The following is a 21,954-nucleotide window of genomic DNA, read 5'->3' as shown; positions in this document are numbered from 1 at the left end:
TCAGTACTTCGGGTCGGCACCGGTGACCGCGTAGACGCGATCCATGACCTCGTCGCGCGTCGACTGCCAGCCCGCCAGCGCACCCGGACGGGAGGGGTAGCGCTGGTAGTGGCTCATCAGGTCGTCGGCGACGCGCTTCGTCCGGAAGAAGTCCCAGATCTGTCGCCAGTGGCCGTAGCTCTCCTTGATCGTCCGCGCCACCAAGAGCGGCGACATCGACGTCGACCCCTCGTACAGCGCCTCGGCGAGTTTCTCGCCCGGGAGCGCCGCGAGTAGTCCCATCAGGCTGTCGACATCGACCGCGGTCGAGAGGACGTTGTACACGTCGAGCGCGGCGTAGCGCGCGCCGAAGTGGTCCATCACGCGCTCGTTGTAGCGCCACAGGCGCTCCTCGCTCACGTCGCCCTCGCTCACGGCCTCGACGACCTGTTCGGCCGCGTACGTGCCGGCGTAGGCGGCACCGGCGATCCCGCCGCCCGTCGTGGGGTTGACGTGGCCCGCCGCGTCACCCGCGGCGATGAACCCCGGTGCGACCGCCGAGTCGTACGGCCGCCGCGTGGGGAGGGCCGCGCCGAGTTTGTCCGTGACGCGAGCGTTGCGGAACTCCGGACGGTCCCGCAGGTCGCGCTTGAGATCCTCGACGAGCTTCATTGGTTCCTCGTTCATCTGGAAGCCGAGGCCGGCGTTGATCTCCGTCCCCGTGCGCGGGAAGTACCAGAGGTAGCCCGCCGCTCGCTCGGTGGGTTTGAAGACGAGCGCGTCCTTCCACGGCACCTCCTCTTCGACCTCGACGATCTCCCGATAGGCCGAGCAGAACTGCGAGTACGAGACGTTCGTGTCGAACGTGGCCGCCGAGAGGTCGGCCTTGTCCTGTAACAGGGACAGCGCGCCCGCGCCGTCGAGCGTCACCGCCGCATCGTACGCCACGACGTCGCCCTTCCGCACGGCGCGGACGCCGGTCACCCGGCCGTCCTCCTGCGTGACGTCCTGGACGACGGTGTCGTAGTGGAACTCGGCACCGGCCGCCGAGGCACCCTCGATGATCCGGTGGCCGTACTCCCACCGGTCGATCACGGCGAGCTCGCCGGGGACGGGGATCTCCAGGACTGTGTCCTCCTGCGGGATCTCGAACCGGCCGTGGTCGACGCCGGTGTTGGTGAACGCGGGTTCGATCCGTGCCTTCGGGATGGCGTCGGGAAACGTGTCGGCCCCCTTGAGGGCGTCGCCACAGGCGATGTGGCCCGCCTCCGCCTCGGATTTGCGTTCGACGACGACGACGTCGAGTCCCGCCGACGCGGCCGTCGCGGCGGCGTAGCAGCCCGCGGTGCCGGCGCCGACGACGAGCATGTCGCACTCGTGAGTGGTCATTGGTACTGCTTCCCGGACGGGGGAGGAAAACTCTTCCCTCCCGGATCGGTCGGCTCGTGGGCGACAGGACGGCGTCACCCCCGACCGACGACGAAGACGAGGAGGCCGCTCACGAGGAGACAGCCGACGAGTCCGACGAACGCCACGGTGAAGTCGAACACGTCCGCTACGACGCCGACGTAGGTCGGGCCGAGGGCGCCGACTCCGATGTAGACCGTCCGCATCGCGCCGAGGTCACCCCCCATGCTGTCGGTCGGAAACGAGTCCATGAGGTACGCCTGCATCACCGGAGGGAAGGCCATCAGCCCGAGCGCGAACCCGACGACGGCGACGAGGACGGCGGGGGGTGTCGTCGCGACGAGCAACAGCGTCAGCATCGACGCGGCGAGCGCGAGGGTCGCCGTCGCGAACAGCCCGCGCGAGAGCCGGTCGGCCACGCCACCGGCGAGCGGTTTGGCGACCGCACCGACGACGAACAGCGCGGCGAAGCCGGTGTTGGCGAGCGCGGGTGTGAGGCCCTTTCCGACCTGGAGGTACGTCGGGAGGAATCCCGTCACCGACTGCCACGTGAACGCGTACAGGCAGTACGACACGAGGAGCCACCGGAACTCCGGTTCTTCGAGGAGGCGACGACCGGTGTCGCCGACCGCGAGGTCAACCCGGGCGAAGACGTACTCCTCGCGGCTCCAGACGTGGAGCGCGAGCGCGACGGCGGCGACGACCGCGACGACGGGGAGGAAGGCCGCCCGCCACGTCGCCAGGCCGAGAACGAGCGTCGCCAACCCAGCCGCCACTACCCCGCCGGTATCGCCCGAGGCCGTGTGGATCCCGAACGCCTGCCCGCGACGGGCGACGAAGAGATCGGAGACGAGACCTCGGGCCGGCGTCGGGTAGAGTCCGGCACCGACGCCGACGACCGCCGCCCCGACGACGAAGACGACGTACGTCGGGGCGGCCGAGAGGGCGAGAAAGCCGACACTGAGCAGCACCAAGCCGCCGACGAGGAGCGTCTTCCGGGAGAGCCGGTCGGAGAGCCGACCGCTCGGGTACTGCAGGAGCGCGTACAGTCCCCAGAGGACAGTGAGCGCGAACCCGGCGCGCGCGGCGGAGATGCCGAGGTCGGCACTGATCGCGGGTAACAGCGGTGGAACGACGAGCCGCCCGGTCTGGATGAGACTCCAGCCGACCGAGACGGCGAGGAGCAGTCGCCCGCTGTAGCCGGTCACGAGGCGTTCCTCGTCGCGAGCAGCGGGCGATGGCTGTTCGGTCACGGCTGCGAGGAGAGGTGCGGCTCACTTGAACGCGCGTGTTCCGGCACGCCCGGCTCGTTCGAAGAACCAGCCCCCGTTCAGCGGTTGTCGTCGCCCGATTCGTAATGTTCGCCCGCGGCTTCCGGAATCCTGGTCCGCCCGACGAGCGCGAGCACGAGGATGACGGTGACGAACGGGATGATCCGGATGAGCTGGTTGGGGACGCCGATGTTCTGCAGCTGGAGGGCGGTCTGCATCGCGTCCAGCCCCGCGAACAGTAACGTCGAGAGGAACGCCCCGATCGGGTTGTAGTTCCCGAAGAGGTACGCGACGATGGCGATGAACCCCTTGCCGTTGACCATCGTCGGCCCGTTCCCGGTGAACTGCCCGAGGTCGAGCGACAGCGACGCGCCGCCCATCCCCGCGAGCAGTCCCGAGAGGAGCACGGCGGCGTACCGCACGCGGGAGACGCTCACCCCGGCGGTGTCGAGCGCCTTGGGGTTCTCCCCGGAGGCACGGACCCACCGGCCGAACCGGGTGCGGTTCAGCGTGTACCACGAGACGCCGACGGCGAGGAGCATCAGATACACCGTGGGCGAAGCGTCGAACAGCGCGCCGAAGAACGGCAACTCGGCGAGCCCGGGGACCGTGATCGTCCCCGGCGTCGAGACGCTCGGGGAGTTGGGCCGACCGTAGATGACCTGCGAGGCGAACGGGGCGAGGCCGAGCGCGATGAGCCACACCGCCAGGCCGGCGATGATCTGGTCGGCGCGGAACTCGATGACCACGACGGCAAAGAGCGCCGACAGGAGGATCGACGCCACGACGCCGCCGACGAAGCCGATCCAGACGCCCCCAGTGATGTCGGTGACGTAGATGGCGGCGAACGCCGAGATGATGAGCAGCCCCTCGAGGCCGATGTTGATGACGCCCGACTTCTCCGAGAAGATGCCGCCGAGCGCCGCTAGGGCGATCGGGACCGAGAGACGAAGCGCCGAGGAGAGCGTCCCCTCGCTGGTGAGGATCTCCACGAGCGTCCCCGCCACGGAGTCGGGCGCGGCGAGCCCGGCGACGAAGACGACCGCGAGGACGCCGACTGCCGCCGCGGCGACGATGGCCCGGGTCGAGAGCCCGTCGAGCCGGTCGATCGAGACCGTCCGCTCACTCACGGCGCCCACCTCCCGGATCGTCGGCCGCGCGGTCGCCGGCGACCGCGTCGTCCGGGGCTTCCCCGTGCGCCCCCGCGACGTCGTCCGCGACCATGGCGGTCCGATCGTCGGTGCCCCCGTCGTCGGCCTCGCGGTCGTCGTGCGGGACGCCGCCGTCCGTGGCGACGGGATCGGGGCCGCTGCCGCCGAGATCGACGATCCGCCGGCCGAACAGCCGGAAGAACTCCGGCATCGCCACGAGGAGGATGATGAGCCCACGGAGCACGCCGACCAGCTGTGGCGGGACGTCCGTCGCGAACTGGACCACGGTGGTGCCGCTCTTGAGCACGCCGAACAGGAGGGCGGCGAAGCCGACGCCCAGCGGGTTGTTCCCCGCGAGGATGGAGACGGTGATCCCGTCGAAGCCGTACGCCGGCACGCCCGTCTGGAACTTCCCGAGGATCATCAGCACGTACATCGCACCGCCGACGCCGCCGAGCGCCCCCGAGAGCATCATGCTGGCGACGACGGTTCGCCCGGCGTCGACACCGCCGTACTCGGCGGCCTCGGGCTGGAGTCCCGAGGTCCGGACGTCGTAGCCGAACGTCGTCCGCTCGATGAGGACGTACAGCAGCCAGAGCGCGACGATCCCCAGGAGGAGCGCGATCAGCGAGAAGTCGGTCGAGGGGCCGAAGAGGACGGAGGGGAAGCTCGCGAACTCCGGGAGCGGGACCGTCTGGTTCGCCTGGCTGTTGGGGTCTTTGAACACGTCGGAGACCAGATAGAGCGTCACGCCCGTCGCGATAAAGTTGAGCATGATCGTCGTGATCACCTCGTTGGCGTCGGCGTACGCCTTCAAGAGCCCGGGAATCGCGCCGTAGAGCGCGCCGAACGTCGCGCCGATGGCGAGCCCGAGCGGGATCAGAAGCAGGGTTCCGACGACGCCGGAGACGAACGGCGACGCCCACAGCACGCCGAGCCCGGTCGCCAGCGCGCCGACGACGAGCTGGCCCTGGGTCCCGATGTTGAAGATGCCCGCACGGAACGCGATGGCGACCGACAGCCCGGTGAAGATCAGGATCGTCGTCTCGCGGAGCGTCACCGCCAGCTGGCTGTTGAGCGGCGACCACCCCGCCCGGAGGGGGTCGCCCAGCGCGCCGAGGAAGAGGCGATCGTAGACGACGACCGGGTCGTAACAGAAGCCGACGCCGAAGTAGTACGCCGCGTCGGCGGGGGTACAGGTGGTCATCCGCCCGGAAACGAGGATGAGGACCGTCCCGACGAGCATCGCGAGGACGAGCGAGGCGACCGAGATGAGGGCGCGTTCGAGCCTGGACGCACCGACGAGCCGTTCGAGTGCTCGCTCCAGGCGGTCGCGCGCGCTCATCGGCCCTCACCGTCCGTCGCGACATCTTCCGTCTCCCCCACCGCGTCGGGAGCCGTCGACCGCTCCGCCCAGCCGTCGGGGTACTCCCCGCCCATGAGCAGGCCGATCTCCTCTTCGGTGACGGTCTCGGGGTCGACGGTGTCCATGATCTGCCCGTCGTGCATCACCGCGAGCCGGTCGGAGAGGCCCTGGACCTCCTCGAGCTTCGAGGAGACGAGGAGGACGGCCACGCCCTGGTCCCGGAGGTCGAGCAGGCGCTCGTGGATGAACTCGATCGAGCCGACGTCGACTCCTCTGGTGGGGTGGGCCGCGACGAGGAGCGTCGGATCCCGCTCGAACTCGCGGCCGACGATGAACTTCTGCTGGTTCCCGCCGGAGAGCGACTCGGCCGACGTGTCGGGGTTCGGCGGTCGGACGTCGTACTCGCCGATGACGGACTCGGCGTGGTCGCGGGCGACCGGCCAGTCGAGCCGCCCCGACTTCGCGAACGGGGGGCGGTGCTGACTCCCGAGGAGCCCGTTCTCGACCAGGTCGAACGGCATCACGAGACCCCGCTCCTGGCGGTCCTCGGGAACGTACGACATCCCGGCGTCGATGCGGTCGCGGCGCGACCAGTCGGTGACGTCGTCGTCCGCGAACCGGATCCGGCCCGCAGTCGGCTCCCGGAGCCCCGTGACGACGTCGATCAACTCGGACTGGCCGTTGCCGTCGACGCCCGCGATCCCGAACACCTCGCCGGCGTGGACGTCGAACGAGACGTCGTCGACCGCGCGGACGCCGCGTTCGTCCTCGGCGATGATCCCCTCGACGCCGAGCGTCCGCTCGCCGGCCGTCGCCTCCCGCTTCTCGACGTCGAGGATGACCTCCCGGCCGACCATCAGCTCCGCCAGCTCCTCCCGCGTCGTGTCGTCGCCGGGGACGGTCCCCACGTTGATCCCGTCGCGCAGGACGGTGATCTCGTCGGCGGCGTGCATCGCCTCGCTCAGCTTGTGGCTGATGAAGATGATCGTCTTGCCCTGCGCTGTGAGTTCCTCGAACACCGAGAACAGCTCCTCGACCTCCTGGGGAGTCAACACCGCCGTCGGCTCGTCGAGGATCAGCACGTCGGCCCCTCTGTAGAGGGCTTTCAGGATCTCGACGCGCTGCTGGACGCCCACGGAGACGTCCTCGATCCTGGCGTCGGGTTCGACGTCGAAGCCGAACCGTTCGGAGAGTTCGATCACCTCTCGACGTGCTCGCTCGCGGTCGACCGCGAACCCACCCCACTTCCGGGGCTCGTTGCCGAGCGTGATGTTCTCCGCGACGGTCATCGGGTCGACGAGCATGAAGTGCTGGTGGATCATCCCCACGCCGGCGTCGATGGCGTCGCGCGGCGAGTCGAAGTCGCGTTCCTGCCCGTTGACGAGCACGCGACCCTCGGTGGGCTGATACAGCCCGTAGAGGACGTTCATCAGCGTCGTCTTCCCGGCCCCGTTCTCGCCGAGGAGCGCGTGGACCGAGCCCTCTTCGACCCGGAGGGTGACGTCGTCGTTCGCCACCACGCCGGGGAACCGTTTCGTGATGCCGTCGAGGTGGACGGCCGTACTCATTGGCATTCACCTCGGACAGGAGTCTTTTAAACCCGCGGGTTCACGTCGTGAGCGACCAGCCGAGCAGCACGTGCGACTCCGGTGGAGGCCGACGCGGGAGATCGATCGATTCGACCGTGTCGAGATACTCTCTGTCTCCCCGACGGAGAGAAGAGAGTGAGAACCGAGCCGCCCCTGTTGTCGCCCCCCAGCGGGAGTCGCGTGAGTCCACGTGCGTTCCGAGGTGGAAGATCGCGGAGACGACGAGAAAAGCGTGACCGAGACAGCGGATGTATGTCGCAGCAGTATCGACAGAGGGGAGCTCTCGTGGCGACGTCTCTCGTTCAGTTGCGTTCCGTCCACGGTGCCGGTAGCGGAGCCGGGTCGCCAAGCGGAGACCGGAACGGATCGGGCTGTCGGTCGTCACTCCGACTCGCCGAGGGACGAGAGCACCTCGTCGGTGTAGAGCTCCGGCGCTGTCACCATCGCACTGTGGCCCTGGCCCTCCAAGGTCACGACCCGACTGTTCGGAAGGACATCGTCGAGTGCGTCTGTCGCCTCGTTCAGGGAGTCCGGGCTCTCGGTTCCGGACAACAGCACGGTCGGAGTGGTCACCCCGTCCAGTCGGGAGGCATCAAACTCGTAATCGCCCTGTGCCGCGTACTCACGAACGATCGTGTGAGCCGTTTCGACGCTGGATTGCCAGTGCGGCGTCGACCGGAGTGCGTCGATCGCTGCCGGGGGAAGCTTCGCGACGTCGCGGAGAAACACTTCGAGGACCTGTTCGTTCTCCCCCTCGGCCAGCAGTGACTCGAGTTCGGCGTGCCGTTCCTCGTCTGGAGTCTCGTGGTCGCCGACCGCTATCGGTGGTTCGTAGAGGACGAGCTGACGCAGATTGTCGGTCAGTAGCGACGCTTCCAGGGAGCATATCGCTCCGTACGAGTGGCCGACGAGAGTCACCGGTTCGTCGATCGAGTCGACGACGGCCGCGACGTCCTCGAACTCCCGTTCCAGTACGTACTCCGCAGCGTCACCGCTCTCACCGCGACCGCGCCGATCGATCACGTACGTCGTAAAGTGGTCCTCGAACGACGGTCGAACCGGGTCCCAGCTCGAGTGATCGGCGGTCGTCCCGTGCACACGCACCAGTGGTGGTCCGTTCCCCGTCCGCTCGTACGCGATCGGTGTCCCATCTACCGAAGTGATCGTCTCCATGACTTCCCCCGACCGAGGAGGTACGCTGCCCGACTATGTCACTCTGTCGCACGACTCGACGTGTCGCATCCCTCGAGACAGGGGAGCACAGCGTGAGTTTCGGTTCTCTCGACCGGATTCGATTGGCCCACGTGCGGAGAGGGTGCGACTGGCGAATACGCGTCCCGTCCCTCATACGGGATCTCCCCGACCGCCGGAGGGGACACGAACGGGACGGCTGGCGCCTCCTGCGAATCCCGCTCAGACGTTGCTCGGGTCGGTCGGCACCGAGACGTCGCCGGCGATGATCGCCTCGCGCGACGAGGCGACGGCGTCCTTGACCTCCTGTGGGATCTCGCTGCCGAGCTGCTGGCCGTAGACGGCGGCGACGCCCTCGGCCTCGAGGCCGAGCGTCGTGACGTTCCCACCGGGGAACTCGTCGTCGACGAGCGCCTGGATAGAGCTGAACACCGCGGTGTCGACGCGCTTGACCATCGACGCGAGGATGACGTCCGCGAACGAGTCCTTGGTGACGGACTGGTCGCGGTCGACGCCGATGGCGAACTTGCCCTGCTCCTGAGCGGCCTGGAAGACACCCGTCCCGGTGTTGCCCGAGGCGTGGTAGACGATGTCGGCACCGTTGTTGTACATCGCGAGTGCGGCCTCCTTCCCCGCCGCGGGGTCGTTGAAGCTCCCGGTGTAGTTCGTCAGGACCTCGACGCCGTCGTCCGCAGCCGTGACGCCGGCCTCGAAACCGGCCTGGAACTTCCGGATGAGGTCCGACTCGACGCCGCCGACGAAGCCGACGGTCGACGAATCCGGCGACGTCGCGCCCCCGCCCGCGGAGAAGTCCATCGACGTGAGCATTCCGGCCATCTGGCCGACGAGGTACGACCCCTCGTGTTCGGCGAACACGTAGTTGGCCACGTTCGGCGCGTCCACGACCGAGTCGACGAGCATGAAGTTCTGGTCGGGGAAGTCACCGGCGGTCGAACTCAGCGCGTCCGTCTGGAGGAAGCCGATACAGCAGACGAGTTCGTACGTCGGGTCGGTCGACTGGGCGAACTGCTGCTGGAACGTGCTGAACTGGGCGACCTCGTCCGGCTGAGCCTCGCCGATCTGCACGCCGAGCTCGTCGCGAGCCTGGAACGCGCCCTGCTGGGCCTGGTCGTTGAACGAGCCGTCGCCGAGGCCGCCGGTGGCATACACCATCCCGACGTTGATCGGGTCCTCCATCCCGCCGGATTCGGTTTCGGTCTCCTCCATATCACCGGAGTCGCCACCGTCGCCGGAGCCGCCGTCGCCTGAGGAGCCGTCACCGGAGTCACCGTCGCCTGAGGAGCCGTCGCTGGAGCCACCGTCACCCGAGGAGCCGTCGCCCGAGGGGCCTCCCGCACAGCCCGCGAGTCCCGCGAGGCCGACGACGCTGGTTCCTTTGATGAAGGTTCGTCTATCGATGTCTTCGAGTCTCATAGGAGACACGAGGTGTCGTGTCGTCAATAAAGCCGTCGTTTGCCCGAGCGCTCCGCCAGACCGCCCGGATCGACCGTTCCCAGTCGCCCGGATCGACCGATCTCGACCGTCGGGTCAGGCGTCGTCGACCGCCCGCTCTACGATCGCCCGTGCCTCCTCGACGAGCGCGTCGACGTCGTCGCTCTCGGCGTAGAGTCTGACGTAGGGCTCCGTCCCGGAGGCGCGGACGAGCAGCCACGAGGCGTCGGGGAACTCGAGCCTGACGCCGTGTTCGCCGTCGACGTCGGCCGCGGGGAACGCCTCGGGGAGAGCGGTCGCGAGCGCCGACACGACCGCTCGTTTCGACTCGTCGGGGCACGGAACCGAGAGCTTCCGGTAGGGTCGTTCCGTGACGGGCGCGCGGAGGCCCCGCAGGCCGTCCTCGTGGGCGGCGATCAGTCGGGCGACGACCGCCGCCGAACAGACGCCGTCGATCCACCCACCGAACCGGGTGTGGATGTGCTTCCACGGCTCGGCGGCGAACACCACGTCGCCGCCCGCCGCGCGGGCGCTGGCGATGCCCTCGTGGAGCGCCCCCAGTCGCACCCGTTCGACCCGGCCGCCCGCAGCGATCACCTGCTCGTCGATCCGCGCCGAGGCGTTCGGCGTCGTCACGACCACCGGCTCCTCGATCCCGTCGGCGACTGCCTGCCGGACGTACGCCGCCGCGAGGATCGCCACGACGGTGTCCTCGTGGACGACCTCGCCCTCACCGTCGACGACGACCACCCGGTCGGCGTCGCCGTCGTGTCCGACCCCGACCGCGAAGCCGCCGTCTGCGACGAACGAGCGGAGGTCGGCGAGCGATTCCGGCGTCGGTTTCGACTCCCGGCCGGGGAAGTGACCGTCGACGTGGTCGTTGAGTCCGATGACCGTCGCACCGAGCTCCCGGAGCACCGCGGGCGTGCCCAGCGAACCGACCCCGTTGCCGCAGTCGACCGCGACGGGGAGGCCGTCGAGGTCGGCCCCGAGCGTCCGGGCGTACGAGACGACCGCCCGCCGGTAGCGAGGGAGGGGTTCGACGCGTTCGGTGGTGCCCCAGTGGTCCCAGGGGACCGGAGGTGCGTCCCTGTCGACGCGAGCCTCGACCGTCTCCTCCCTCGTACGGTCGTACTCGACGCCGTCGACGAACAGCTTGAGGCCGTTGTCGGTCGGGGGGTTGTGGCTCGCGGTGAGCATCACGCCCCGCCGGCCCCGCGACTCGTACGCCAGCGCCGGCGTCGGGAGGACGCCGGCCCGCCGGACGGTCGCCCCCGCCGACAGCAGCCCCGCCTCCACCGCCGACGCGAGCGCCTCGCCGGTCGTCCGCCCGTCACGCCCGACGACGAACTCCGCGTCGCCCTCGTCGACTGCGGCGAGCCCCGCAGCGCGTCCGACTCTGACCGCGAGCTCGGGGGTCACGCGTGCCGTCGTGCCACCGCGGATCCCCGCGGTACCGAACAGCTCCATACCCGACCCACTCGGTGGCCACACTTATACTGTCGGTCGTCGCTCACCACCGGCTAGTCCGGCGATCTGCGGGCCACTGCTCGGAGCCGGGTCGGTGGCGATGACCGACGGACGGCAGTGCCGACCGACACGCCACGAGGTTCTTTGTGTCTCCGGGCGCGAAGGGGACGACATGAGCGAAACCCACACCGACGAGACGGTTCGTGCGCACGTGTTCGTCTCCGGTCGCGTCCAGGGGGTGTTCTATCGCGCCAGCACCCGCGACGCCGCGCGGGAACGAGACGTCGACGGCTGGGTCCGCAACCTCGACGACGGCCGCGTCGAGGCTGTGTTCGAGGGGCCCGAGGAGGACGTCGAGGCGATGGTCGAGTGGTGTCACACCGGGAGCTCGGCCGCCGTCGTCGACGACGTCGACGTCACGTACGAGGAACCGAGCGGGGAGTCGGGCCTTCGAGTTCGGCGGTAGCTCGAGAGCGGTCGGGAGCGTCGCGTCGAAGCGGCGCTTCAGTACGCCGTCGCGAAGGTCAGTGTGCCGTCGCGAACGTCAGTACGCCGTCGCCAGGTAGTCGTCGATCTCGTCGACGAGGTCGGGCGCGTAGGTCAGAAAGCCCGAGAACTGGCGGTCGTCACGCTCCTCGGCGAGGAGCGCACACTTGTTCGCCGCCGACCCACCGCCGTCGTAGACGACGAACCAGGAGCGTTCGATCTCGGGGGCCGGATCGAGGTGGACGACCGCGTCCCCCAGGTCGGGTGGCGGCCCGTCGGGCACGGCGTACGTGTGGACGTCGAGTACCGTCGCGAGCTGTCTGTAGACGGGGCGCTGGTCCGAGAGGGCGCGGACGTGCTGAAAGCCGGCACGGAGGCGTCCGCGTCCGACACGCCACGCGCGGTCTTCGATCTCGCGGGTCGCGGCGACCATCCCGCGGAGGTCGTACGAGGCGAACGTCGTCCGGTCGAGCGTCGACAGCGCGGTGACCAGCGCGTCGGTCGTCGCCTCCAGCCCCGCGTCGTCGCCCGCGAGCGGGACCGTCGAGACGACTCGTTCGCCGTCACGGACCATCGCCGTCGGGTGGTCCGTCCCCTCCTCGACGTCGACGCGGACACCCTGCGGGGCGAAGGTGCGCTCGACCGCGCTCACCACCGCGCGCGACGGTGGCGAGAGCAGCGTCAGACGTCGCTCGTGCCGTTCGACCCGCTCGATGATAGCGCCGAGCGACATTGCACCGGCTACGTCGAACGGGGAAATAAGTGTTCGCTCGAACCGGATGAAACGATCCGTCGGCCCCACCCACGCTTTTGTGGCTCTCGGCCGACCACGCGCTATGGTCGGGCGCTACTACGAGGAGTTCACAGAGGGCGAGCGGATCGAACACGAGAAACGGCGGACGATCTCGGAGGCCGACAACCAGCGATTCTGCGACATGACGATGAACCAGCAGCCGCTCCACCTCGACGGAGAGTTCGCCGCCGACACCGAGTTCGGCGAGCGCGTGGTGAACGGGCTCTACACGATGAGCCTCGCAGTCGGCCTCACCATCCCCGACACCACCGACGGGACCATCGTCGCGAACCTCTCGTACGACGACGTCACCCACCCCGCACCGGTGTTCCACGGCGACACCCTGCGAGCGGCCTCAACCGTCACCGGGACGAGAGAGACCTCGGACGGCGCGCGCGGCGTCGTGACGATGCACGTCGAGGCGTTCAACCAGCACGACGACCTCGTCTGCTCGTTCGACCGGACCGTGCTCTCCGAGAAGCGGCCCGAGTCGTCGACGGTGTGAGCGGCTCGCGGGACCGCTTCAGAGCTGGAGGATGAGACCGAGGTTAATCGTCGAGGCGACGAGCCACGGGAGCGCGACGCCCAGCGGGATGATCGGTCGGTACCGGCGGGGGACCCACATCCACGCGACGAGCGCCATCCCGACCACGGTGCCCTTCAGCAGCAGCATCGCCTCGACCACGCCGAGCATCGAGAAGAACGCCCGGGCGATCGGGTTCGCTTCGCGGAGGCCGAGGCTGAGTCCGTAGGAGGTGAGCCCCACGTCTAGCAGAAAGGAGACGGCGACGAGCCCCCAGAGCCACGTCTCGGCGGATTCGACAAACGGGTGGGCGTGGGTCGGCGAGTCGGTGATCTCGGTCGGAGAGAGGTCGAAAGGTGACATCAGATGTGGACACCAGTGTAGTCGAGAGGATCCCACATTAGTATACGGCACTTACCCCTTTAAGACGGGTTTAAGACATCGTTATACCGGTCCGTAACCGAACCCTACCGGGAGCCGAGACGGTCAGAGGACGGTCCCGTGTTTCTTCTCCGGCAGGGACTTCTCGACGTCCTCGTAGAACGCGAAGCGAGCGGCGAGCTCCGCACGCAGCTCCGACGGGGGGACCACGTCGTCGACGACCACTTCGCTCGCCATCCGGTGGATGGAGATGTCGCGGCGGTACTCCTCGCGGAGTTCCGCCTCGCGCGCGGCGCGCTCCTCGTCGTCCTCGATGGCGTCGAGCTTGTTGCGGTAGACGGCGTTGACCGCCGCTTCCGGGCCCATGATCCCCACCTCGCCCGAGGGGAGCCCGATCACGCTCTCGGGGTCGTACGCCGGGCCGCCCATCGCGTAGATCCCGGCCCCGTACGCCTTCCGGACGACGACCGTCTGCTTGGGAACGGTCGCCGACGAGGTGGCGTAGATGAACTTCTTGCCCTGTTCGAGGATCCCCTCCTTCTCGACGGCGGACCCGGCCATGAAGCCCGGCGTGTCACACAGGTACAGCAGAGGGATCTCGTAGGCGTCGCAGGTCCAGATGAACTCCGCGGCCTTCCCCGCGGAGTCCGGGAAGATCGCTCCAGACCGCTGCGTGGGCTGGTTGGCGACTACCCCGACGGGCCGACCGTCGATGCGGGCGAGCGCGGTGACGATCTCGGAGCCGAACTCGGGGCGGAGTTCGAGAACGCTCTCGGCGTCGACGACTCTGTCCAGGAGATCGTGGACGTCGTACGGCTTGTTCGGCGACGCGGGGATCAGCTCGTCGATCCCCTCGGGCGAGTACCTGGGCGGCACCGTCGTCGACTCGGGGGGTTTCTCGCCCGCCTCGTCGGGCAGATACGACAGCAGTTGCGCGACGAGCGCTCGGGCGTGTTCCTCGTCGCGGGCGACGAGATCAGCACTCCCCGAGTGTCGGGCGTGCACCGCGGGTCCGCCCAGGTCCTCCATCGAGATCTCCTCGCCCGTCACCATCTCGACCATCCGCGGCGAGGCGATCGCCATCGCCGACATTCCCTCGACCATGACCGTGAAGTCGGCGAAAACCGGCGTGTAGGCCGCCCCGGCGATACAGGGGCCGTACAGCACGCAGATCTGCGGCACCCGACCGGAGAGCATCGAGTGGTTGTAGTAGTACTTCCCGATCCCCTCGCGGTTGGCGAAGAAGCCCGTCTGTTCGTCGATCCGCCCGCCCGACGAGTCCATCAGATACAGCACCGGCTTCCCGTTCTTGAGCGCGCGCTGTTGCATCCGCAGGAACTTCTCGACGCCGCGCCGCGCCATCGACCCCGCCTTCACCGTGAAGTCGTTGGCCATGAAGTTGACGTCCCGCCCCTCGAACGCCGCCGCGCCGGTGAGCAGGCCGTCTGCCGGCAGCCGGCTGTCGGGGTCGGCCTCGTCTACCTCGGGCGAGTGGGGATGCCACGTGTCGAAGTTGGCGAACCGGCCGTCCTCGAACGTGAGGTCGCCGAACCAGAGGTCGAGGCGATCGCGGACGAACAGCTTCCCCTGCTCCGACAGCCGATCGCGGTACTTCTCCGGCCCGCCCGCGTAGATGTCCGCGAGCTCCTCGCGGAGCCGTCTCTCGCGTTCTGTGGGGCCGAGGTCGTCGTCGAGTGGGTACTCCTTCTCGGGGGGGTCGGCGCTGGCCACGACGGCGTCGCCGGCGACCACTTCCACCGAGTCGCCGAGGTGTTCGGCGAGCGCGGTGGCGATGGCGTGCGCTTCCTCCGTCGTGGCACCCTCACCGATCCGGACCTTCATGCCACACCCTGCGTCGGGGGGTCAAAAAGCTCTGTCCCCCGACCTTTTTTTAGGCGCGAGGGGCGCCGGGGGCGCCCACTCGCGCCAGAAAAAGCTCGACCAAAAACTTCCGGTGGACTGTGTGGGGTGTGGTCGTCGGTGGCTAGCGTGGGGTGTGGTCGTCTCGTCGACGAGCTCGAAGACGACCGTGGTCTGGAGGGCCGAGACGGTCCGAGAGAAGTACTGTTCGACGACGATGACCGCCCACCCGTCTCCTCCGTAGTCGAACCGATCCACCCAGTCGGATCCCCGGACCGCTCGCGGCAGTTTCCAGGCGTCCTCCCCCTGGACAGTCAGTTCGGTCCGTTTCACGGGAGTCGCGACTCGGGGGGGATCAAAAAAACACCTGTGGACCGCCAACTCCGATCGGGAGTTCAGTGCGCCCCGACCGTCGTCGGTGAATCACCGGGTCGCTGCGGACTGGATCTCCCGCGAGAGGCGCGCGGCGGCGGAGTCGACGTCGGCCGTGTTCTCGACGAGGGCGATCGGCGCGCCGACCGACGTGGCGTAGGCGAACGCCGCCGTCCGGCTCATCGACTGCTGGAACTCGATGCCGAGTCGGTCGTCCACCTGGTAGGATCGGTAGTCGCTGCCGGCCCGGCGCTCCTGGACGCGCTCGGGATCGGCCTCGACGAGGACGAACGCGGCGGGTTCGAGGTCCGAGAGCACCTCGGGGGGGAGTCCCGGCACGAACCCGTCCGCGGTGTTGACGACGAGGTGAGTGTTGAGGACGACGTGCGTCTCCGACTCGGCGGCGATCGCGGCGACGTACTCGCCCATGCGCCGCTGGAGACGGCGGAGGTCGCGGGGCGAGAGCGCGGTGAGGTCGTCGCGGCCCGACACGTCGAGTCCCTCGCTGAGTGCCTCCTCCAGCATCACGTCGCCCGTGTTCAGCAGTTCGTACCGCTCGTCGAGCGACGCCACCGCGGTCTCCGTGACGCGCGAACTACCGACCCCGGGAACGCCCGAGACGACGATCACGCTCATCAGAAGTGCACCTCCTCCGTCTCGATCCCGCCCTGTGCGCCGCGGTCGTCGTAGTGCTTGCGACCGATGTACTGGTCACCGACGTTCGTGAGCACGGTGTCGAACAGTTCGTCCGCGCTGTCGAATCCGGGTTCGTCGGTCCGCGCGAGCACCTCCTGGAGGGTCTCGGGGTCGCCGTACGGCGCGTCGATTTCGGTCTCCCCGACCGCGTCGAGCACCGCGTCGCGGTCGGCCGGAAAGGTCAGTGTGCGTGCGAACAGGTTCCGCGTTTCGGCGAGGCGCATACGGTCACTGAGAAATGAGCATTATTAAACGTGTGGAACTGGTGGCGGAGGCGTTTTTAACGCCCACCCGCCGCGCCCGGACGAGTCGAAGCCGGAGCACCACCGAAAGCGGGTCGGCAGCGACGAGACGAGCGGACGGTTCAGGTCGCGTGACGCACGTTCTCGCGTCGGAGCGACAGGATCGAATACTGTACGCTCCATCGCCTCTCTCCGTGTCCGTCGTGAGCCGCGACGTCCACGGGCCGTCACCTTCGACCGTGGGCGCGTTCCCCGGCGATCCCCGCTCAGTCGAGCGCGGCTTCCAGGCGGTCGATGAGCTCCCGGTTCCCCAGGTGGACGGGGACGCGGGCGTGGATGTCGTCGGTCTTCACCACGTCGAGGATCGACTGCGAGCCGTCCGAGGAGGCACCACCGGCGGTCTCCATGATGTACGCGCAGGGGTACCCCTCGTACTGTAGCCTGAGTTTGCCCTCCGGCGCGTTGGTGAACGCGGGGTACGAGAAGATGCCGCCGTACGTCAGCACCTGGTTGACGTCGCCGATCATCGCCCCGCCGTAGCGGAGTTTCATCGACGCGTCCTGTTCGACCTCGCGGGCGAACGCCTCGAAGTCCGGGAACCACTCGGGCACCCGGCCGCCGAAGCCGTACACCGAAGGGTCGTCGGGGAGGCGAACGTCCTCCGTGACGAGGTTGCGGACGCCGTTGTCGACGATGTACTCGTGGACCACTCCCTCGGCGGCGCACATCATCGTCGAGACGGGGCCGAAGAGGACGTAGCTCGCCCCGACGAGGTGGTCACCGGTCGCCGGCAGGGGTTCGTCGTAGATCCCCACGATGGTCCCCATCGTGTTGTTCGGCTTGAGGTTCGACGAGCCGTCGAGCGGGTCGACAGTCACGGAGAGCCCCGACCCGACGTCGTCGACGTCCTCGCGCTCCTCGCTCGCGTACTCGCCGACGCCGTCGATCCCACCCAGCCGCGTCTGGAGGAGGTCGTCGGCGAACACGTCGGCGGCCATCTGCGTCTCGCCGCTCGGGTTCTCGCTCCCGCTCTTCAGCCGTCGACTCGGCAGGCCAGCGCGGATCTCGGGCGCGGCCTCGGCGACCGCCTCGAACACCGCCTCCACGATCTCGTTCGTCTCGTCTGCCATGCCGCTCACGCCTCCCGCCCAGGTCGCGTACAGTCCCCGTTCGGTGCCACTGCCGTTTGGGTGTCTCTCCCATCCGTCCGGACGACGCCAGCGTACATCCCGTGTCACTGGGGCAACAGCATATATAGTTCTGTGGGGGACACGCCACCGGACGGGTCGTGGACGCGTGCCGTGGCGTGGGGACGCCCCGTCGGCGGGCTCGAACCCGCGGACGAGAAACGGCGACTGAAGCACGACCGGTGCAGCCACGAACGATCTGAGGCCGTCGCGAGCGACCGGGTTCGAGAACAGTCCGTTACCCCTGACGCCAGCCTTACGTCACCGCCGGCTGGAGGGAGAGTATGCGCTCACTCGAAGCGATAGAGACGGTCGGCGTCGTCGGTGCAGGAACGATGGGGAACGGGATCGCACAGGTCGCCGCGACGGCCGGCTACGACGTCGTCATGCGCGACATCGAAGCGGAGTTCGTCGAACGCGGCCTCGACAGCATCGACGACTCGCTGTCGCGGTTCGTCTCGAAGGAGAGACTCACCGAGGCGGACGCCGACGCCGCCCGCGCCCGCATCACCGGCACGACCGACCTCAAGGACCTCGCGGCCGCGGATCTCGTCGTCGAGGCGGCGGTCGAGAACATGGACGTGAAGAAAGACGTCTTCGCCGACCTCGACGACCTCGTCGACGAGGACGTCGTCCTCGCGACGAACACCTCGACGCTCTCGATCACCTCCATCGCGGCGGCGACCGAGCGGCCCGAACTCGTCGTCGGCCTCCACTTCATGAACCCCGTCCCCCTGATGAAGGGCGTCGAGGTCGTCCGGGGTGAGCTGACCGACGACGCGGCCGTCGACGTCGCGCACGGCTTCGCAGAGAGCCTGGAGAAGGAGACGTGGGAGTCCGACGACAAGCCCGGCTTCGTCACCAACCGCATCCTCATGCCGTGGCTCAACGAGGGGATCCGCGCGTACGACGAGGGCGTCGCCTCGAAGGAGGACATAGACCGAGGAATGACGCTGGGGACGAACGTCCCGATGGGGCCGCTCACGCTGGCGGACCACATCGGCCTCGACATCTGTCTGCACGCCTCCGAGACGCTCTACGACGAACTCGGCGAGCGCTACAAACCGGCGTATCTGCTGAAGCGGAAGGTCGAGGCAGGCGAGCTCGGCAAGAAGACGGGAAGCGGCTTCTACGACTACGAGTAGCTCACGGCTCGCGTCCCCGTTTCACTTCTGGTCGCCTCGCCGAAACGACCAAGCGTCGATACGAGCGGCGTGCGGCAGACAGCGGCTCTAGCAGGTACGAGAGACGACCTGCAGCGTATAGGGAGTCTTCAGCACCCAAACACCGAGACCCCGCTGCGTTCCTCGTTCGTTGGCTTCGGAGAAACGACCCTCACTCGTCCACGTCGTCCCTGTCGTGAAGCTTCGCCTGTTCGCGAGCACTGGGATTGACCGACTCTTTGAACGGAACCTTCGCCAGCGTCGCGTAGACGGGTTCGCCGGGCTCCTCGGCGTACTCGTCCGGGAGATGTACCTCGAACTCCAGGTCGAGATCCGCGTCGTATATCGAGTCGTCGAGCGGGACGTCGGTCGCGGCCTGCAGTGTCGCCGCCGGCACGAATCCGAGGCCGATGTTGGCCTCGAGGTCCGGATTCCACCCCGCCGACGTCAGGTAGCCACACTCGTCGCCCGTCTCCGGGTCCGAGATGAGCCAGAAGTCCGAGGCCCACTCTATAATCGGTTCACCTGCCATTTTCAGGCCGACCAGTTTGTGCGTGAACGGATACTCGCCGTTTTCGATGGCTTCCTTCTGGCGTTCCAGTTCGGCTTTGCCGACGTAGTCCGCGTCCTTGTCGTCGGGGACTTGATAGCCGAGGTTGACCTGGAACGGCGACGTCTCGTGGTCCATGTCCTGCCCCAACGACAGGATTCCAGCCGCGATCCGTCGACGACCGTTAACCGGCGTCGCGGCACCGCCGTGGTCTTTGACCGTTTCGAGTACCGGGTTCCACACTGCTTCGGCGTTCGTCGTCGCCTCACGGACGTATATCTCGAACCCCGCCTCTCCGGAGAAGCCCGTCTGGCTCACCAACACCGGGACGTCATTGATCGTCGCTTCCAGCAACCCGTAGTACGGGACGTCTTCGACCGCGTCGTCGATGAGTGACTCGATCACGTCGGGCGATTTCGGGCCCTGAACCTGCATCGGCGAGATGTCGATCTCGTCGATGTCGACCTCGAAGTCGTTCCCGACCGTGACTCCTTGCAACCACTGTAGCAGGTCCGAATCGGCGATGGAGAACCAGAACTCGTCGTCGTCGGGTCGCAGCAGGACGAAGTCGTTGAGGATACCGCCGTTCTCGTTGCAACAGATGGCGTACTTGCCACGCATCGGCTCGATGCTGGTCGCGTCCCGCGTGATGACGTAGTTGACGAACGCCTCGGCGTCGGGCCCCTCGACACGAATCTGGCGCTCGACCGCGACGTCCCACAGCGCGACGTGGTTGACCAGCAGGTCGTACTCGGCTTTCGGCCCGCCGTCTTCGGGGTCGATGTACGCCCGAGGGTGGTACATGTGGTTGTACACGGTCGCCTCGTGACAGCCTTCCTCGACGGAGAGGTGCCAGAACGGTGACTTCCGGACCCGGTTCGAGATCACGAGGTCGATGTCCGCGTCGCCTGTCTGACGCAGGTTTCGAGGAATGGTGCGATCCGACTGGTCGATGCTGGGGTGGTTCGGATGGTGTTTATCTCCGGACATTACTCTCTAGTTCAGTGGTCCGACGCCGTGGTTGGACAGCTGTCCCCAGAGACGCTCAAGTCGACTGGGTTCGCCCGGTGAGGTGATCCCGGTGGAGAGGGAGAGTTCAGGCGCGGTCGCGCTGTCTCGGTCGTCGGCACGAGTTCTCGCTGCCATACGACCCAGTGAACGACCCACGACCGCATCGGTTTGAAGCTTATTTGTATAACCCCTTTATACCGAGTTCGGAGGAGTTCGTGGATTCTTCACCCCGTCCGTACCTCGCTGGGTGAGAGCGGTGAGGCCGACGAGCGGCGAACATCGAGGTGACGATCATCACGGCGCTGGTGTTCGGTCAACACCACGAGTACCGATCGGCGTCCGCGTGAACGACCGACTTCAGTCGTCTGGACGCGTTGCACACCACCCAAACTCCGCGGTGGTTCACGTCCGACCGACTCGCGCCCTGTCTCCGGCACACCAACCGGAACCACCACGTTCCGGAACGTCCCGAGACGGCCGTTCTGGCTCTCGTCGCCCGATCCCGTTCTGACGCGGTCCCGCGGACGTCTGTGGCCCGCATGAATTATTACGCTGTCATCTGATGGGGCAACCGAGGACAACACACAATGCCGTTCTACAGCGGGGACGAACTCGCAACCGTGTACGACGACGCGCTCGACGAGGGGTGGGGCCTCGTCGCGAGCAACATCGCCGAACCGAACGTGATGATGGGGCTGATGGAGGGTGCCGCACAGGCGGACTCGGACCTGCTCATGCAGTTGAGCGGCGGGGCCTGTTCGTTCGCCGGCAACGGCGATCCCGTCGCGGGGCTGAAGGCGATGGGCACCTACATCGAGGTCATCGCCGAGCAGTACGACGTCGGCGTCTTCCTCAACATGGACCACCAGACGGACATGGAGTTCATCGAGACGCAGGTGGACCTCGACATCCCCTCGTCGATCATGATCGACGCCTCTCACGAGTCGTTCGAGGAGAACGTTGCGCAGTCGAAACAGGTCGTCGACATGATCGACGACGCTGGTCGAGACATCCTCGTCGAGGCCGAACTGGGTCGGATCAAGGGCGTCGAGGACGAGATCGTCTCGGAGGAGGCCTTCTACACCGATCCCGAGGAGGCGGTCGAGTTCGTCGATCGCACCGGCTGTGACCTCCTGGCGATCTCTGTGGGGACCCAGCACGGCGTCGCGAAGGGGAAGAACCTCGAACTCCGCCCCGACATCGCCCAGGACATCCGACAGGAACTGCGCGACCACGGTCTCGACACGCCGCTGGTGTTGCACGGCTCCTCGGGCATCTTGCCCGAACAGCTCCAGCAGATGCTCCAGTACGGCATCTGCAAGGTGAACAAGGACACCCGCTACCAGTACGAGTACACGCGGACGCTGTTCGATCTCTACCGCGCACACACCGACGAACTCGTCCCGCCCGAGGGGGTCGAAGACGACCGCGACGGCTTCTACAACGCGGTCGAGTGGTCGCCGAACAAGGACCACTTCGACCCGCGGGTCGGCGGTCGGCTGGTCCGCGAGCGCATCGCCGACGTCTACGGGGATCTCGCCGAGATCGCGGGGAGCGCAGGGCGGAGCCACTACGCCTGAAGCGGCGGGGGCGTCGTCGACCCGCCGCGTTCCCGTTCGCCGGTCCCGTCCGCCGTCTGTCACACCCGAGCTACCACGTACACGTCTGACACCGCTCGAGGTCCGCGAGCGCGTCGCGGGCGACCGTGCGCTCCTCGTCGACCGGCGCGACGTCGACGTACGAGCAGCCGAGGATGTCCGTGCGATGCCAGACGCCGTCGGCTCTGACGACAGTGAGGTCGCGCATACGTGTCA

The 21,954-nt window shown here is 67.7% G+C and carries 21 protein-coding genes; 4 read left to right on the top strand and 17 right to left on the bottom strand.

Annotated features, from left to right (window positions below; all coding sequences use genetic code 11):
- The 8 genes from FZP69_RS10380 to FZP69_RS10345 all read right to left on the bottom strand — a co-directional run bounded on the left by FZP69_RS10380 (position 1) and on the right by FZP69_RS10345 (position 10,876).
- Entirely contained in the window at positions 1-1,368 is a 1,368-nt protein-coding gene (locus FZP69_RS10380; protein ID WP_152041223.1) for a geranylgeranyl reductase family protein, read from the bottom strand.
- A 74-nt stretch (positions 1,369-1,442) separates the two neighbouring features.
- Positions 1,443-2,639 carry an MFS transporter gene (locus FZP69_RS10375; protein ID WP_152041222.1) on the bottom strand — a complete coding sequence of 399 codons (1,197 nt, stop codon included), beginning with the start codon at positions 2,637-2,639 and terminating at the stop codon, positions 1,443-1,445.
- 77 nt (positions 2,640-2,716) lie between these two features.
- Positions 2,717-3,766, bottom strand: coding sequence for an ABC transporter permease (locus tag FZP69_RS10370; RefSeq protein WP_152041585.1), 1,050 nt, complete (start codon positions 3,764-3,766; stop codon positions 2,717-2,719).
- A gap of 13 nt (positions 3,767-3,779) precedes the next feature.
- Positions 3,780-5,153, bottom strand: coding sequence for an ABC transporter permease (locus FZP69_RS10365; protein WP_152041221.1), 1,374 nt, complete (start codon positions 5,151-5,153; stop codon positions 3,780-3,782).
- Complete coding sequence (locus tag FZP69_RS10360; protein WP_152041220.1) at positions 5,150-6,742, bottom strand: ABC transporter ATP-binding protein; 1,593 nt, start codon at positions 6,740-6,742, stop codon at positions 5,150-5,152. Before FZP69_RS10360 ends, FZP69_RS10365 begins: the two co-directional genes overlap by 4 nt.
- Positions 6,743-7,144: 402 nt before the next feature.
- The gene (locus FZP69_RS10355; protein ID WP_152041219.1) at positions 7,145-7,936 is read right to left on the bottom strand and encodes an alpha/beta fold hydrolase; all 792 of its coding nucleotides are present in this window, start codon (positions 7,934-7,936) and stop codon (positions 7,145-7,147) included.
- Between the two features lie 240 nt (positions 7,937-8,176).
- Complete coding sequence (locus tag FZP69_RS10350) at positions 8,177-9,388, bottom strand: BMP family lipoprotein (protein ID WP_192918532.1); 1,212 nt, start codon at positions 9,386-9,388, stop codon at positions 8,177-8,179.
- A gap of 114 nt (positions 9,389-9,502) precedes the next feature.
- Positions 9,503-10,876, bottom strand: a complete 1,374-nt coding sequence (locus tag FZP69_RS10345) for a phosphomannomutase (protein ID WP_152041218.1) — start codon at positions 10,874-10,876, stop codon at positions 9,503-9,505.
- Between the two features lie 172 nt (positions 10,877-11,048).
- Between FZP69_RS10345 and FZP69_RS10340 the strand changes: the two genes are divergently transcribed.
- Positions 11,049-11,342, top strand: a complete 294-nt coding sequence (locus tag FZP69_RS10340; protein ID WP_152041217.1) for an acylphosphatase — start codon at positions 11,049-11,051, stop codon at positions 11,340-11,342.
- Between the two features lie 78 nt (positions 11,343-11,420).
- Here the strand turns inward: FZP69_RS10340 and FZP69_RS10335 are convergent, their stop codons facing one another.
- On the bottom strand, positions 11,421-12,095 hold the full coding sequence (locus tag FZP69_RS10335; RefSeq protein ID WP_152041216.1) for a DICT sensory domain-containing protein: 675 nt from the start codon (positions 12,093-12,095) through the stop codon (positions 11,421-11,423).
- Between the two features lie 103 nt (positions 12,096-12,198).
- Here FZP69_RS10335 and FZP69_RS10330 point away from each other — a divergent pair, with 103 nt between their 5' ends.
- On the top strand, positions 12,199-12,660 hold the full coding sequence (locus tag FZP69_RS10330; RefSeq protein WP_152041215.1) for a MaoC family dehydratase: 462 nt from the start codon (positions 12,199-12,201) through the stop codon (positions 12,658-12,660).
- Between the two features lie 18 nt (positions 12,661-12,678).
- Here the strand turns inward: FZP69_RS10330 and FZP69_RS10325 are convergent, their stop codons facing one another.
- The 6 genes from FZP69_RS10325 to FZP69_RS10300 all read right to left on the bottom strand — a co-directional run bounded on the left by FZP69_RS10325 (position 12,679) and on the right by FZP69_RS10300 (position 17,359).
- Positions 12,679-13,041 (bottom strand): DUF5658 family protein, encoded by a 363-nt coding sequence (locus FZP69_RS10325; protein WP_240137544.1) that lies wholly within the window; start codon positions 13,039-13,041, stop codon positions 12,679-12,681.
- Between the two features lie 123 nt (positions 13,042-13,164).
- On the bottom strand, positions 13,165-14,901 hold the full coding sequence (locus FZP69_RS10320) for an acyl-CoA carboxylase subunit beta (RefSeq protein ID WP_152041214.1): 1,737 nt from the start codon (positions 14,899-14,901) through the stop codon (positions 13,165-13,167).
- Positions 14,902-14,922: 21 nt separating this feature from the next.
- Positions 14,923-15,252: a hypothetical protein gene (locus tag FZP69_RS10315; RefSeq protein WP_152041213.1), complete on the bottom strand. Its 330-nt coding sequence runs from the start codon at positions 15,250-15,252 to the stop codon at positions 14,923-14,925.
- 90 nt (positions 15,253-15,342) lie between these two features.
- The gene (locus tag FZP69_RS10310; RefSeq protein ID WP_152041212.1) at positions 15,343-15,927 is read right to left on the bottom strand and encodes an adenylate kinase; all 585 of its coding nucleotides are present in this window, start codon (positions 15,925-15,927) and stop codon (positions 15,343-15,345) included.
- Positions 15,927-16,211 carry a DUF5789 family protein gene (locus tag FZP69_RS10305; protein WP_152041211.1) on the bottom strand — a complete coding sequence of 95 codons (285 nt, stop codon included), beginning with the start codon at positions 16,209-16,211 and terminating at the stop codon, positions 15,927-15,929. Before FZP69_RS10305 ends, FZP69_RS10310 begins: the two co-directional genes overlap by 1 nt.
- A gap of 284 nt (positions 16,212-16,495) precedes the next feature.
- Positions 16,496-17,359: a class 1 fructose-bisphosphatase gene (locus tag FZP69_RS10300; RefSeq protein WP_152041210.1), complete on the bottom strand. Its 864-nt coding sequence runs from the start codon at positions 17,357-17,359 to the stop codon at positions 16,496-16,498.
- 341 nt (positions 17,360-17,700) lie between these two features.
- Here FZP69_RS10300 and FZP69_RS10295 point away from each other — a divergent pair, with 341 nt between their 5' ends.
- A complete protein-coding gene (locus FZP69_RS10295) occupies positions 17,701-18,561 on the top strand; it encodes a 3-hydroxyacyl-CoA dehydrogenase family protein (protein ID WP_152041209.1) in 861 nt (286 codons plus the stop codon).
- 190 nt (positions 18,562-18,751) lie between these two features.
- Here FZP69_RS10295 and FZP69_RS10290 read toward each other — a convergent pair whose 3' ends face one another.
- Positions 18,752-20,119, bottom strand: a complete 1,368-nt coding sequence (locus FZP69_RS10290) for a glycine cleavage T C-terminal barrel domain-containing protein (RefSeq protein WP_192918531.1) — start codon at positions 20,117-20,119, stop codon at positions 18,752-18,754.
- Positions 20,120-20,727: 608 nt separating this feature from the next.
- Here FZP69_RS10290 and fba point away from each other — a divergent pair.
- Complete coding sequence (gene fba / locus FZP69_RS10285) at positions 20,728-21,720, top strand: class II fructose-bisphosphate aldolase (RefSeq protein ID WP_152041208.1); 993 nt, start codon at positions 20,728-20,730, stop codon at positions 21,718-21,720.
- Between the two features lie 70 nt (positions 21,721-21,790).
- Here fba and FZP69_RS22525 read toward each other — a convergent pair whose 3' ends face one another.
- The gene (locus FZP69_RS22525; protein WP_192918530.1) at positions 21,791-21,946 is read right to left on the bottom strand and encodes a hypothetical protein; all 156 of its coding nucleotides are present in this window, start codon (positions 21,944-21,946) and stop codon (positions 21,791-21,793) included.
- Between the last annotated feature and the right edge of the window lie 8 nt (positions 21,947-21,954).

The organism is Salinigranum salinum (assembly GCF_009176545.1).
Taxonomy (GTDB): Archaea; Halobacteriota; Halobacteria; order Halobacteriales; family Haloferacaceae; genus Salinigranum; species Salinigranum salinum.
Note: the sequence above shows the minus strand (reverse complement) of the source record. Positions and strands in the feature narration are given on the sequence as shown.